This window comes from Pectobacterium aquaticum, from assembly GCF_003382565.3.
Classification (GTDB): Bacteria; Pseudomonadota; Gammaproteobacteria; order Enterobacterales; family Enterobacteriaceae; genus Pectobacterium; species Pectobacterium aquaticum.
In genome coordinates this window covers 4,342,126-4,355,837 of the sequence record NZ_CP086253.1, presented here as the reverse complement: position 1 = coordinate 4,355,837, position 13,712 = coordinate 4,342,126, and the positions used below count along the sequence as shown (strand labels likewise).

The window sequence follows — 13,712 nt, the reverse complement described above, 5'->3', positions numbered from 1 at the left end:
TTTCCTCAGAGGCTTACCAGGTGGTAATAGTCGATAAAGTCGGTATCACCGGCGATAGACACTGAAAAATAACCCCGATGAATATTATGATAAATTTCACTCGATAGGGTGGCGATAGCAAAGCCGTCTACGGAGCCGACAGGAAGAATCTCCGCTCCCGTACCGGCGAAAAACAGCCCTTCGGCAAGATAGAGTTCCGTGCGATCGACCGAACGTTCGATCACCTTGTAGCCGAGGCGTTGTGCAAGGCGGATAACGATTTCACGAGTAATGCTTTCAAGTATCCCATCTGTGACGGGAGGGGTAATGAGTGTGCCAGCGCGGATTAGGAAAAAGGTGGCAGTCGGTGCTTCACAAACTTTTCCTCGACTGTCCGTTAGCAGAACGTTGTCATAACCGTCCTCTTTTGCCTGCAGCATTGCTAAACGACCGTTTTGATAGTTAGCCACGCATTTAATTCTGGGCGGCATCTGCGCATCGCTGATACGCTGCCAACCGTTGATGCATACTTTTTGCCCCTGTGGAAACGCTTTGCGGCCCAGGGCGAAAGCAGCTATCGACAGTAAAATATCGCCAGTGCTGGTAATCGGTCCGTCTTCACCCACAGAGCAAGCCAGACGAATATAGCTGTCAGCGGTAAGATTATTCGCTTCTAGCGTGGCGATAATCTGCGCTTTAATTTCATCTGCGGTAAAAGGTATGGGCATCCGCATAATCCGAGCCGAATCGAACAGCCTCTGAATATGCTGTTCCATCGCCAACACGTTATAAGCGCCATCACGTATTTTATAACAACGTAAGCCTTCAAAAATTTGCGCACCATATTTAAGTGCTACGGCACCGATACCAATAGTGGCGTTGATATAGGGAACGATTTCTCCGTTCATGCAGATAAAACGACTATTTTTATCACTCATAGTATAAACTCATGAAATTGGTGTGACTGACAGGGATTACCCGCTACTGCGGCAATTTTTCCCTGCCTAGGCATAAGTACTATTCCTGCGATTGTATGGGCGTCGAGCGGCTGTCGGCCATGACAGCAAATTGCACCATGCTCGCCCACATGATCGGATAAAGTCGCCAGTATTTTGTCCTGCGTAAAATACCCAGTCTGACTAATCAAATAATTCAGGCGAAAGAGCCGTTCTTCAGTTGAGTCTGTTTTCAGTTGCGCATCCACTGTCAAATAGTCAGGATGCAAATAATGATTAGTATGGGTACTGTTTTGCTGCCGCCAATAGCGAAGCTGCGTTGCCATCATCTCCACCGTCGTCAAATTATTTCCCTGCAATAGAGTGAGGCAGCGAGAAGAGGCGCGAGGAAGCCTTTCCAGCTCAGCGAGACATGCCTCCACTGTTTTCAGCGACAACAAATGACGCACCAACAAATAGGGTGGGATACCAGGTTGCCAGTCGCTGGATCTAACCATGTTGATACCAACAGCCAGACCATAGCCGTTGATACCGGCATAGCCCGCCAGCCCGGTCAACGTATACATCAGAGAACGCGTTTTTTTCTCCTCATCCAACTCATGTAACAAGCAACCATAAGGTTCACTGTATTTTGCCAAATCGATGGTTTGCACAATAAAGCTGTTATCAGCATTATTTTGAGCGAACAGACTACAGTCATCTCCCGGCATTGATAATTCTCGGCGGCATTGCAGTGCAATAATATCCTGCATATCACAGCCTGCACCTTCAGCTATGCCATGTAGGAAATCAGCAGTTTCCGGTAAATAGCTAGCGATAATATCGTAGTAGTGCCGCCACCTATTATCCCTATTATTTCTGGCTATCGGCGCCGTGAAAATATAATACTTATCCTGCTCGATAAGTGCCTTAATATCATTTCCCGCCACCTCTCCCCATTTTTTACCACGCAGATACGGAGTACCAACAAGCGAGTAGTGATTTGGACGCATAATTTATGCCCCAAGCGAAAAAGGACGGAAAAAGTCGCGGACAGCATGCCGTAATTTAGGCGAAACCGTATTAAGACTTTTCCCCAGATAAAGTACACCCGCTATTTGCTCATGCGGTGCCAGCGCCAGTGCATCTTTAAATCCATCGGTATACACAATATTGCCGGTGGCCCAAAAAGCATTTCCGCCCAGCAGGCTGGAAGCAATAATCATATTCTGAATGGCTGCCCCCATACTTAATAGCTGTTCACTCTCCGGTACTTTAGCGTTCGCTTTTGGCGAAAAAATGCAAATAATAATATCCGGTGCTCGATTTAATTTAGCTCTGATATTTCGCTTACTTCCTTCATCAACAATAACACCTTCTATCATCTGCGCTCGAATATAACATTCTGCCAGTTTTTCTTTATTTTCCTGTGCTACGGTAATAAAACGCCAGGGTGTCAGCCCCTGGTGATCGGGAGCAGTCAAGGCGCTTTGAAAAATAATCTCCAGCTCTACCTGTTGATAAGGTAGGGGTAGAGAAGCGATAGAGCGTCGCTGTAATAAAGTGTCAATAGCCTTTTCCATATAAATTCCTGGCTGGTCATTTTATAAAAAGCAGAGGCTGGTTCAGAACAGAGTTATTTCCATTGCGGTAAAGGCTTGCCCAGTCAGCTCAATTACTTTTCCTTTAACCTCCACGCCAATGTTACCGCCACGCTTAGAAAGTTGAGAAGCTGACAGCTTATTCTTCAGATAAACTGCGGAAAAAAGCGGGGCGAGAGTACAGTGCGCCGTACCCGTTACCGGATCTTCATTTATTCCTTTTTGAGGTGCAAAATAGCGGCAAACATAATCTTCATTATCGCCAGGAGCGGCAATAATGATGCCGGGCAATGACAGCTGGCGCAATTTTATAAAGTCAGGTGAAAAATTCACGACCTCTTTTTTACTTTTTAACCACAGAACATAAGAGCGTCCTTTGTAAATTTTTTCTGCGGGCATTACGGCTGCTTCAACTAACGCTATTTCTTGTGGGTCAGTACAGATTTCGCAAGAAATAGCCGGAAGCATCATGACATAACGTTCGCCTACTCGACGCACGCATAGCCGCTGATTAGCCGCCTCAAATACCACTTCGTCATCATGCGGCTGGTAGAGGCTCAAGACGATATGCGCGGCACCCAACGTACCGTGGCCGCATATATCTAACTCAGTCTGCGAAGTGAACCAGCGTATATTATAACAATTTGAATCTGCTATCTTACTGATAAAGCTTATTTCAGGCAGGTTCGATTCAGCGACGATTCTTTTCAGAATGTCGCTATCCATTTCCTTTTCCAGCAGCACCACGCCTGCCGGATTACCACTGAAAGCTCGGTCAGAAAAAGCATTCACGACATAAATTTTAATAGACATAAGCACCCCTCTTTCGCAGGATCTGACAACCCTGCGAAAGATTAAGTTATCAGAGATAATAGCCCGCAGCGTCAGAAGATTTCCAGCGATAAACAGGTTCTGAAGAATCGTAATAGTTATCGTAAATAACTTGGAAGTGGCGATGTCTTAATTCAATGGCATTTTCAAGAGCCATAATAGCTTTTTCTTGCAACTCTGGCGTATCACAATATTTTTCTAGAAGATTAATCACATTTGCAGTATGCTCGTCTTCTAATTCACTGACCGCCTCATCTTCTGCACCTCCAGATGCATGGTGCGTAAAGAAGTCATAGCCTTCCGCCGGAAGACCATAAATGTCTTTCATTACCACTTCCATGCTGGTTTTATCGCTGTTAATAATTGGCGGTTGCCCTTCCATTAAAAAAAGTACCGATGCAAGCCCCTGGGTAAAATGCACATCTGTATCATTACAGTCACGCAGATTATTTTCTATCAGCGCTTTAGTTTCCGGCAATAAAGAGCGTGCACTGACTTCTTCCGGCGTAACGCCAAGAGCAAGCCCGACATTCAGGAAAGAATTTAAATGGCGACCACCGCCCGAGAAATGACCAGTTTCTTCTTCAAATGCATTCTCTACCAGACCCGCACGAAGTTTATAATCACCAACGCGATGCGCAATACCCATCAAATGCCGCGGCCATATTTCTTTAATTGGCACTCGGTTGATAATGAATTCTTGTAACAATCGATGAGTTGCTTTTCCTTCAACAATAACCTGATATAAAGGGCTGGTCATTTTCTTACGTGCATTAATTCTGCCACGTATGTTTTCGATAAATTCAGACATTATTACTCCTTATAAGAAAAACATTATTTTAACGCAGAACGATGAATGCGAATTATAAACTAATGAATATTAATTTCCTTTTATCCTTTCCTCTCTTTTTTGGATAATAACATCGTCTTTTTTACGCCTTCAATTCATTAATCAACCTCATACTAAAAACGATCGATTATGCTGACTTTTCTCCTGAATCCAATTTTTTGATGGCGTACTCGTAACGTTAACAATAAGTAAATAAACCTTTTTTTATAGTGGTTTTTACTATTTTATACTATTTAACAAGTAAGATGCCAAGATAATTAATATATAGATAATCATAAGCATGATTATTAATTCATAGGTATCATTCTGACTACTTAATATCCTGTCCCAAAAGGTATCGTCGTATAATGCGTTACGATAATTTTTAAGGGCGAAGTATGGCGGCAGATAAGCGATGAACTCTGGGAAAAATAGCTCCGTTGCTTCTTGAGCACACCAACGTTTAACCAGCACTTCAGAAAGCTGACCTTGATGAGCCCGCTACAGTATCAAAAGTGGATTCGTCTGCACGAAGTCAGACGCCTGATGCTGAATGCACATCTAGATGTTTCAAGCGCCGCCTTCAACGTGGGTTATGAAAGCCCTTCGCAATTCAGCCGCGAATATCGCCGTTTGTTCGGTGCTCCAGCCAGGAAAGATATTACCGCCCTGCGCGAGCAGGTTCCCCCATCGGGTATGCGCTCATCGCCTCAATCAATCCTGACCAAAACGATCGCTCGGACAAGCCTGATTAATGAAATAAATTCATAAAGGCTATCGATTTTCATTAATTATCTTTCATATCAACTCTGCTAAATATCACTGGGTAGTACAAAACTTAATTTCATAAATATCCTCCCCATTATTTCTTTTCCTTCTAACGGAGTTAGTGATGAATTTTAAAACCTCTTCGATAGCCGGTGCATTTCTGCTCTCAGCCTTTTCTGTACCAACGGTTCTGGCAGCAGATGCCCAGATGACGATCTCTGAAAGTGGAAGCCGGAATTTTATCCCCGCACCAGAAGCACATTTCACCGGTAAAGCCTGGATTGACCCGTTGTTCATCAAGTCACAGCCGCCTCAGCGCACGACAGGCGCTTACGTATCCTTTGAACCCGGTGCACGCGCAGCCTGGCATACCCATCCTCTAGGGCAGACTCTGGTCGTCACATCCCGTAGCGGAAGCTGATCACCGCAAGATGCCCTGTGTCATGCACAGGGCAACATTCACGATGTGAACAGCAATCCAATATCAGCTTATTCGGGTTACAAACTTTATTACCGAGAATCTCTTTCAGCAAATAACCACTATAATCATCTCTATTCAGCGCACTCCTTTAATTTACGGAGAAAAGGACGTCTCTACACAGGCCTATGCTGCCAGAAAGGAGATGTGGATGAGCCCCAGACGTAGTGAACGTAAGATCAACATATTGCAGTTACTGGTTGCAGGTATGCTGCCACTGCTGCTTGGATTGCTGTTCACTTTTGTTGAATCCAGATTAATGGTAAAGCGCGATTTGGAATCCACTGCGCAAATCGCAATGAATCATGCCGAGCATTTGCATCACCCAAGCTTTGTCTCAGACGTACATCGTTTCGCAGAGAAAGTCGCCTCTCATTCATTAAGCATTACGCTGGAATTAACGGAACGTAACCTCATCAGCAATGGCCCTGAGGTCATACAGCGCCTGCATCAGCTACGTGAGGATGGCTTTATGATCGCCATCGATGATTTTGGTACAGGCCACTGTTCGCTTTCTTATCTGCAAAATTTTCCGTTGGATTGCCTTAAAATCGATCAGGGATTCGTCAGCGCCATTTCATCACCGGATGAAGACGCACCTATTCTTGACGCCATTATTAATTTGAGCCAGCGCATCAAGCTTAAATCCGTGGCGGAAGGCGTGGAAACCGTACAGCAACTCATGTATTTACAACAGCGTGGCGTCAGATATATACAGGGGTTCCTTTACGCTAAGCCGATGGATAATGAATCGTTGCTGGTCTGGCTACATTATAATGGTAATAAATCAATAGAGAGCTTTATAACTAAAAACAAAGGGGAGGAAGAGAGACATTAATAATCGGCGAATCAGAAGTGATACCCAACGCCAATATTAAAGCTGTCTATACTCTAAATAATTCGAGTTTCAGGCAGGTGGCAAGTGAAGGAATCCCCAGGAAGAAAACCCTGTTTTCAGAAAGGCTTTTTTATACACGGTTATTGTTAGACTACGGATAATATGAATAGAGGATGTTAGAACAGGAGAAAGGTGAGAATAATTGACTAAAGGAAGGATGTTGGTCGGCGAGAGAGGATTCGAACCTCCGACCCACTGGTCCCAAACCAGTTGCGCTACCAAGCTGCGCTACTCGCCGAATGCGGGCGCATATTACTGCTACCTTATTAGAGCGTCAATACTTTTTTAGCAAAAGGATTTTCAGTTGCCGTTAAAGTATCCATCTCTTGTATGTACAGCCTGAAACCGACGTCCTTGTCCGTGATTCATCTCAATTAGCGGGTTTCTGACACCAGTTATTTTTAGGGTTAATGCCACCATCAGGCGATGTGTATCCCACACACCCAAGTATTGTATCAAACAGCTCTTCATGGCGATGTGTTTTGCCAACGCGCTGTTGCGCTTTCAATTGCTCAAACGCATGCAAATTATCGTTGTCGGCCAGAAACTTATCCGATGTCCATACCATCATCGGTGAACGGAACTGTTCAGGCGGTGCCATCTGACGCGGCGTGCCGTGCAAATGATAGTTATCATCGATGGATTCACCGTGATCGGAGGCATAAAACACAATCGCTTTCTTATCCCGCACCTGATCGATCACGCTATCAATAAAGCTATCGGTATAGAGCACACTATTATCAAAAGCATTAATCAGTTGCTCACGCGTGCAGGAGGCATCAACGCCCATACACTCGGGCTGATAGCGCGCATAGCTGCGGGGATATCGCATGGAATACAGGTAGTGGGAGCCTTTAGTATGCAGAACAATCAGGTGTTTACCTTTGGGGTAGCGTGCCAGCGATCCCTTGACCTCATCGATTAGCAACATATCCTGCACCGACTTGCCGTCATTGTGTTTCTCTGACGCGATCATTTCGCGGAAAGAATAGTTGTTTGCCTCGATACTATTGTAAAACCACACCTCACTTTGCATAGCAAATAGCTCAGAGGTAAAACCCAGCTCTTTCAGTACGGAAAAGATGTTCCGTTCTTTCAGCGTTCGCTGTGCGTTGTCTTCCGTACCGCCTTCTCGCACAAACATACAGCGCATGGAAAGCTTAGTTGAGGTATCACACGACTGACCACGGAATGCGACTAGGTTTTTTTCTTTTGATAGCTTTGGCGTCGTATCTCGCTCGTAGCCTAACAGCCCCATATGATCCCATCGAGTTGTTTCACCGATAATGAAAACCACGTAGGTATCGTCAATGCCTTTCGGCGGAACATAGGTAAAATGCTGAGCCGGATCAAAAAGATTAGAAGAATCCTGACTCTCGTCATACTTGGTATACGCAAACAACCCTAATGCAGACAACCAGTTGGAAGGAAGATATGAGTGAGCGACTACGCCGCCATAGCTGGGCAAATCCACATTGGACTCTCGCTCGGACACTGACTGAACGTTGTCCATATAGCGAAGTGGCATCCAAACTAGCGCAACAACAGCGGCAAGAATTACAAGAGGAACCAAACGCTTTCCTCGTGATTTAAGCTGTTCAAGCAACGTATGACGCAGCGAATTTTTCCAGATCAAAAACAGCGGCAGCGCACCCACCGCCAGCATCCACAGGAAAAAACGAAAGCCAATGACTTCTTTAGAAAGATCAATATCCGTAGTCATGACCGCAGCAATAATGCCATAGCCAATCACAACATTAAAAAACGTCATGTAATAGCTGGCAGCAACAGAAATCAGCACCAAGAGAGATGCGGCTATCCGATAAAAACGGCGTCCCCCGAGTGAAATAATCCTCATCAGGAAAAAGGTAAATAAGATACTCGCGGTCAATTCGACAAGAGCGGGAATAAACGTGGGAACCTGGCTACCAGCAGAGAGTGAAAAATAATCAAATCGGCGATAATAGACTGAGATATTGAGAAAAAGACCAATATAGACTGCCAGGACAAACGATAATTTGGGTTGCGAAAAAGATGCTACAAACTTCATTATGACAAGTGCTCCAACAAACCTTTCTTATTATCTGAAGCTATATGACAACATCCGTATGCCTGAGTTCAATGTAAATAATCAGACTATCAGGCATTTCTATATCGCAAAACAGCAAATAGGCTTAGATCTTTAATTCGTAAATCTTACTTATGATTAAGTAGAGAGAACAGAAAAAAATTGTCCTTTTATGTGAATGAATCCACGAAAAAAATAAAAGATGTGATCCCAACATGTTCTGAAAAATCATCACCGCTTATCTATGTATGCCTTCACGATCTAATCGGGTCATTAATTCCATCACGATAGGGTGTTTCAGGAACGCCATAATCTCTTCTGCACGTCGCTCCCCAATACCGGAGAACTGCCGCCACTGTTGCGCCGTCCACTGCTGTAACGCCAGCCAATCCACATTATCTAATGCGCTAATAGCGGAACGAGGAACAGGAATACCTAAGGCAAATAGCCAGCGGGATAGCGGCATCTGCCGCGCCGACTGTAAGCTCTCATAGATATCTCGCGCTCGCTTATCGCCCATGCCATTGACCGCATTAAGCTGTACCTCCGTCAGCGATAGCCATGACAGCACATCCTCCAGTAAAGCATGTTGCATCAGGCGCAGCCACATTCCTTCACGCACTCCCGCCAGATTTAATCCCTGCTCTCCACTCAACCAGACTAAGCGCGCCAGAAATTGCGGCTGGCAAACCGCGCTATACCGAAAACAGCTAAAAGCATGGAAATCATGTTCACTAGGAAAAACAATGGCTGGCCGCTCAGTGCCACGCCATACCACATTATCCAGATGTGGAATCCCCTGCCCCGCCAGGCTGACGCTCACCCGATCGCCAGGCAACACGTCCCACTGTTTCCAACGAGACAGCGAACCCACATTCACGCGGCTGACCGATTTGTCATCCAATTTAAGAGGATTGAGTTTTAACACCACAGAGATCTTACCCGTCCGCCCGACAGAAAACGCCACATCAGCCACTTCCGCAACCTGATGAACAGGCGGGTATTTCCATGCGATCGCCCAGTCGGCCGATGTATTACGCCAATAGCGCCCCTGCGGCTCTTTCGTCTGGCGGATAACTACGCCATCCGTCACAAAAGGCAGCGGACCGTGATACCAGTCATGACGCCATTTCTCCGCGTCAGCGAATGACCCAATAGCATGGGTATAGTCCGCCGTCATCGCAAACCCCATTTCCTTCAATTTATCCAGACGCTCGGGCATCGTCTTTGGGCCATCCGGCCATTCCCAGACGAATAGACCAATCTGCGACAACACAGAAGATGGCTGATGACGACGCATTTCACCGGCCACGACCGAGCGGGCATTAACGCTGCCCTGAGTACGCTGCCGATGATCGGTCATCTTCAGGAATAGTTCCCCTTGTAATACCAATGAGGAAGGCGCATCGGTTAATAGATGAGGAATTCCCGGAATCAGGCGCACTTTTTCCGTCCAGTCTTCACCTTGCAGGCCGTTACCTCGGCTAACCGCGGACACGAGCTTGCCGTACTGATAGACGAGCGTGACAGCCACGCCATCAACTTTTGGCTGAACCCATAAATCCTCACGCTGTGCGATCCATTGCACCAGTTGCCGACGATCGGACAATTTTTTCAGCCCTGTATGAGCAACAGGATGAAGCTGCTTGCCATTATCGGGTAGTCGGGCGGGAATCGCGTTTTGGGGCTGAAAACACCCTAACCACTCGTTTAACTGTTCCCGCAGCTGATCATAAACGTCATCTTCTATCGGGCTTTTCCCTTCGGTGTAATACACGCCATCCCACTGTTCTAACTGGTGACGCAATGCATCAATTTCTTTGCCGGAACGCGTGCTATCCCAATCAGGGCACTCTGCAGCCACGGCAGGGAAATTGCTGATGCCCCCCATGACGATGATGATCAAAAATGTGCGGATCCTGAGCCACATAGAACCTCCTGCCATCCATTAGCGAATGGCCGCAGTACATAGCAACGCAGAGGAAAATACGAGGCGAAAAAAGGAGAAATGCCAAACGCGCCGCAAGATGATTCATCGTTTGCAGCACCGATAAAAAAGACGGGAACGTGCTTCGCAATCTAAAAAAGAAACGTTGGAAAAACGTTTTCCCGATGGCATAACGAAAAAACAGTCAGCGGAGAATTTATCGCAGCGCGACTGATGACATATAGGCGTGTATAATGCGGGGAAATGCGCATTTTTCTGCTGCATGTCACCATTCACCATCGTAACCGTTAATAAAACTTCATTATGGCTCAAGGTACGTTATATATCGTTTCTGCTCCCAGTGGAGCTGGGAAATCCAGCCTGATTCAGGCGTTATTAAAAACTCAGCCGCTTTACGACACTCAGGTATCGATTTCGCATACCACGCGAGCTAAACGACCGGGAGAAAACCACGGCGAACACTATTTCTTCGTCGAAGTCGATGAATTCAAGCGTATGATTCGGAACAATGAATTTCTGGAACACGCTGAGGTCTTCGGTAATTACTACGGTACATCTCGGCCAGCAATTGAGCAGGTATTAGCGACTGGCGTTGATGTTTTTCTGGATATCGACTGGCAAGGTGCCAAGCAAATCCGCGCTCAAATGCCGCACGCGCGCAGTATTTTCATTCTGCCGCCGTCAAAAGAAGAACTGGCTCGCCGCCTGCGTGGCCGTGGACAGGACAGCGATGAAGTCATTGCCCGTCGTATGTCTCAGGCCGTAGCTGAAATGACGCACTACGGCGAGTATGATTACCTGATTGTGAATGATGATTTTGATCTGGCGCTGCTCGATCTCAAAACCATTATTCGCGCCGAACGTCTGCGTTTGAGCAGACAAAAGGTTCGGCATGATGCATTAATCACCAAACTATTGGCAGACTGACGCCTCTTTCAGTATGATGCCCAGTCATTTTATTTCCTGTGGAGTAGCACATTATGGCACGCGTAACTGTTCAAGACGCTGTAGAGAAAATTGGTAACCGTTTTGATCTGGTGTTGGTCGCTGCTCGTCGCGCCCGTCAAATCCAGACTGGCGGCAAAGATCCGCTGGTTCCTGAAGAAAACGATAAGTACACCGTGATCGCACTGCGTGAAATCGAAGAAGGTCTGATCAACAACCAGATTCTGGATGTTCGTGACCGTCAGGAACAGCAAGAGCAGGAAGCCGCAGAGATTCAGGCGGTTACCGCGATTGCTGAAGGCCGTCGTTAATCACACCACGAGTCGCCCTTGTACATTTTCGAAAGCCTTAATCTGCTGATTCAACGTTATCTGCCAGAAGATCAGATCAAACGTTTACAGCAGGCTTACTTAGTTGCACGTGATGCTCACGAGGGGCAGACTCGCTCCAGCGGTGAACCCTACATCACACACCCTGTTGCTGTCGCCTGTATTTTGGCGGAGATGCGTCTCGATTACGAAACGCTGATGGCAGCACTGCTGCATGATGTCATAGAAGACACCCCCGCCACCTATCAGGACATGGAACAGCTTTTCGGTAAAAGCGTTGCTGAACTGGTAGAGGGCGTGTCCAAGCTGGACAAGCTGAAGTTCCGCGATAAGAAAGAAGCGCAGGCTGAAAACTTTCGCAAAATGATCATGGCAATGGTGCAGGATATTCGCGTCATCCTGATCAAACTCGCAGACCGTACCCATAACATGCGCACGCTGGGCTCATTGCGCCCGGACAAGCGCCGCCGCATTGCCCGCGAAACGCTGGAAATATACAGCCCGCTGGCACACCGGTTGGGTATCCATCACCTCAAAACCGAGCTGGAAGAGCTGGGTTTTGAGGCGCTGTATCCGAACCGTTATCGCGTCATTAAAGAAGTCGTCAAGGCCGCTCGCGGTAACCGCAAGGAAATGATTCAGAAAATCCTGTCGGAAATCGAAGGACGTTTGACTGAAGCCGGGATTGCCTGCCGCGTGAGCGGTCGCGAAAAACACCTATACTCCATCTACTGCAAAATGCACCTGAAAGAGCAGCGTTTTCATTCCATCATGGATATTTACGCGTTTCGGGTCATCGTGAAAGAACAGGATACCTGTTATCGCGTGCTAGGCCAGGTTCACAGCCTGTATAAACCCCGCCCAGGCAGAGTAAAAGACTATATTGCCATTCCCAAAGCCAACGGCTATCAGTCACTGCATACTTCTCTAATTGGCCCGCACGGCGTGCCAGTTGAAGTGCAGATTCGCACCGATGATATGGATCAAATGGCAGAAATGGGTGTCGCCGCACACTGGGCCTATAAAGAAGGTGAAAGCAGCACCACCGCACAGGTACGCGCCCAGCGCTGGATGCAAAGCCTGCTAGAACTCCAGCAAAGTGCCGGTAGCTCGTTTGAATTTATCGAAAGTGTTAAGTCCGATCTCTTCCCTGACGAGATGTACGTCTTTACACCAGAAGGCCGTATTGTGGAACTCCCCGCAGGTGCGACGCCCGTCGATTTCGCTTACGCAGTCCACACCGATATCGGTCACGCCTGCGTCGGCGCACGCGTCGACCGCCAGCCTTACCCGCTGTCACAGTCGCTAACCAGCGGTCAAACCGTTGAAATCATTACCGCTCCCGGCGCCAGACCGAATGCCGCATGGCTTAACTTTGTGGTTAGCTCCAGAGCGCGCTCCAAAATTCGCCAGATGCTGAAAAACCTCAAGCGTGATGATTCCGTGAGTCTCGGCCGCCGCTTGCTGAACCATGCATTAGGCAATGGCCGCAAACTCTCCGACATCCCTGAAAAGTCGATTCAGCTTGAGCTTGAGCGCATGAAGCTCGCCACGCTGGACGATCTGATGGCGGAAATTGGCATGGGTAATGCTATGAGCGTCGTTGTAGCGAAAAATCTGCTGAACGAACAATCTGAACTGGGCACAACTGGGCTGCGCAAGTTGCCGATCAAGGGCGCAGATGGCGTCATGATCTCATTTGCCAAATGCTGCCGCCCCATCCCTGGCGACCCGATTATTGCCCACGTCAGCCCCGGTAAAGGGCTGGTTATTCACCATGAATCCTGCCGCAACATTCGCGGCTATCAGAAAGAACCTGAAAAATTCATGGCGGTAGAGTGGGATAAGGTGACGGAACAAGAGTTCATCGCCGAAATCAAAGTGGATATGTTCAACCATCAGGGTGCACTGGCGAATCTGACGGCCGCGATCAACACTGCAAACTCCAATATTCAACGCATCAACACGGAAGAGAGAGACGGCCGCGTATACAGCGTCTTCATCCGTCTCACCACCCTCGATCGTGTTCATCTGGCCAATATTATGCGTAAAATTCGCGTGATGCCGGATGTCATCAAAGTTAACCGTAACCGAAATTAACCG

11 protein-coding genes, 1 tRNA gene and 2 pseudogenes are annotated in these 13,712 nt (G+C 47.2%); 6 read left to right on the top strand and 8 right to left on the bottom strand.

Annotated features, from left to right (window positions below; all coding sequences use genetic code 11):
* Positions 1 to 5: 5 nt before the first annotated feature.
* Genes DMB82_RS20155 through DMB82_RS20135 form a run of 5 tightly spaced genes read right to left on the bottom strand, consistent with a single transcriptional unit; the run spans position 6 to position 4,157 of the window.
* Positions 6 to 917: an aminotransferase class IV gene (locus DMB82_RS20155; protein WP_116155905.1), complete on the bottom strand. Its 912-nt coding sequence runs from the start codon at positions 915 to 917 to the stop codon at positions 6 to 8.
* On the bottom strand, positions 914 to 1,927 hold the full coding sequence (locus tag DMB82_RS20150) for a C45 family autoproteolytic acyltransferase/hydrolase (RefSeq protein WP_116163863.1): 1,014 nt from the start codon (positions 1,925 to 1,927) through the stop codon (positions 914 to 916). Before DMB82_RS20150 ends, DMB82_RS20155 begins: the two co-directional genes overlap by 4 nt.
* A gap of 3 nt (positions 1,928 to 1,930) precedes the next feature.
* Entirely contained in the window at positions 1,931 to 2,497 is a 567-nt protein-coding gene (locus tag DMB82_RS20145) for a nitroreductase family protein (RefSeq protein WP_116163865.1), read from the bottom strand.
* Positions 2,498 to 2,539: 42 nt separating this feature from the next.
* Positions 2,540 to 3,328 carry a PhzF family phenazine biosynthesis protein gene (locus DMB82_RS20140; RefSeq protein ID WP_116163867.1) on the bottom strand — a complete coding sequence of 263 codons (789 nt, stop codon included), beginning with the start codon at positions 3,326 to 3,328 and terminating at the stop codon, positions 2,540 to 2,542.
* Between the two features lie 49 nt (positions 3,329 to 3,377).
* Positions 3,378 to 4,157 (bottom strand): iron-containing redox enzyme family protein, encoded by a 780-nt coding sequence (locus DMB82_RS20135; RefSeq protein ID WP_116155901.1) that lies wholly within the window; start codon positions 4,155 to 4,157, stop codon positions 3,378 to 3,380.
* Between the two features lie 456 nt (positions 4,158 to 4,613).
* Between DMB82_RS20135 and DMB82_RS20130 the strand changes: the two are divergent.
* From DMB82_RS20130 to DMB82_RS20120, 3 genes and pseudogenes are all read left to right on the top strand, one after another.
* Positions 4,614 to 4,946: pseudogene (locus tag DMB82_RS20130) on the top strand (helix-turn-helix transcriptional regulator); the annotation flags it as partial.
* A 121-nt stretch (positions 4,947 to 5,067) separates the two neighbouring features.
* Positions 5,068 to 5,364, top strand: a complete 297-nt coding sequence (locus tag DMB82_RS20125; RefSeq protein WP_208644333.1) for a cupin domain-containing protein — start codon at positions 5,068 to 5,070, stop codon at positions 5,362 to 5,364.
* Positions 5,365 to 5,728: 364 nt separating this feature from the next.
* A pseudogene (locus DMB82_RS20120) lies at positions 5,729 to 6,259 on the top strand (EAL domain-containing protein); the annotation flags it as partial.
* Positions 6,260 to 6,480: 221 nt separating this feature from the next.
* On the opposite strand, the gene DMB82_RS20115 reads toward DMB82_RS20120, so the two are convergent.
* From DMB82_RS20115 to ligB, 3 genes are all read right to left on the bottom strand, one after another.
* Positions 6,481 to 6,557, bottom strand: a tRNA-Pro gene (locus DMB82_RS20115).
* Positions 6,558 to 6,689: 132 nt separating this feature from the next.
* The gene (gene eptB, locus DMB82_RS20110) at positions 6,690 to 8,369 is read right to left on the bottom strand and encodes a kdo(2)-lipid A phosphoethanolamine 7''-transferase (protein ID WP_102118787.1); all 1,680 of its coding nucleotides are present in this window, start codon (positions 8,367 to 8,369) and stop codon (positions 6,690 to 6,692) included.
* A gap of 256 nt (positions 8,370 to 8,625) precedes the next feature.
* On the bottom strand, positions 8,626 to 10,317 hold the full coding sequence (gene ligB / locus DMB82_RS20105; protein ID WP_102118786.1) for an NAD-dependent DNA ligase LigB: 1,692 nt from the start codon (positions 10,315 to 10,317) through the stop codon (positions 8,626 to 8,628).
* Positions 10,318 to 10,638: 321 nt separating this feature from the next.
* Here ligB and gmk point away from each other — a divergent pair, with 321 nt between their 5' ends.
* The 3 genes from gmk to spoT are packed head-to-tail and all read left to right on the top strand — an operon-like array spanning position 10,639 to position 13,709.
* The gene (gene gmk, locus DMB82_RS20100; protein ID WP_102118785.1) at positions 10,639 to 11,262 is read left to right on the top strand and encodes a guanylate kinase; all 624 of its coding nucleotides are present in this window, start codon (positions 10,639 to 10,641) and stop codon (positions 11,260 to 11,262) included.
* 53 nt (positions 11,263 to 11,315) lie between these two features.
* Positions 11,316 to 11,591: a DNA-directed RNA polymerase subunit omega gene (gene rpoZ, locus DMB82_RS20095; RefSeq protein WP_005968230.1), complete on the top strand. Its 276-nt coding sequence runs from the start codon at positions 11,316 to 11,318 to the stop codon at positions 11,589 to 11,591.
* Positions 11,592 to 11,609: 18 nt separating this feature from the next.
* A complete protein-coding gene (gene spoT / locus DMB82_RS20090) occupies positions 11,610 to 13,709 on the top strand; it encodes a bifunctional GTP diphosphokinase/guanosine-3',5'-bis pyrophosphate 3'-pyrophosphohydrolase (protein ID WP_102118784.1) in 2,100 nt (699 codons plus the stop codon).
* Positions 13,710 to 13,712: the final 3 nt, after the last annotated feature.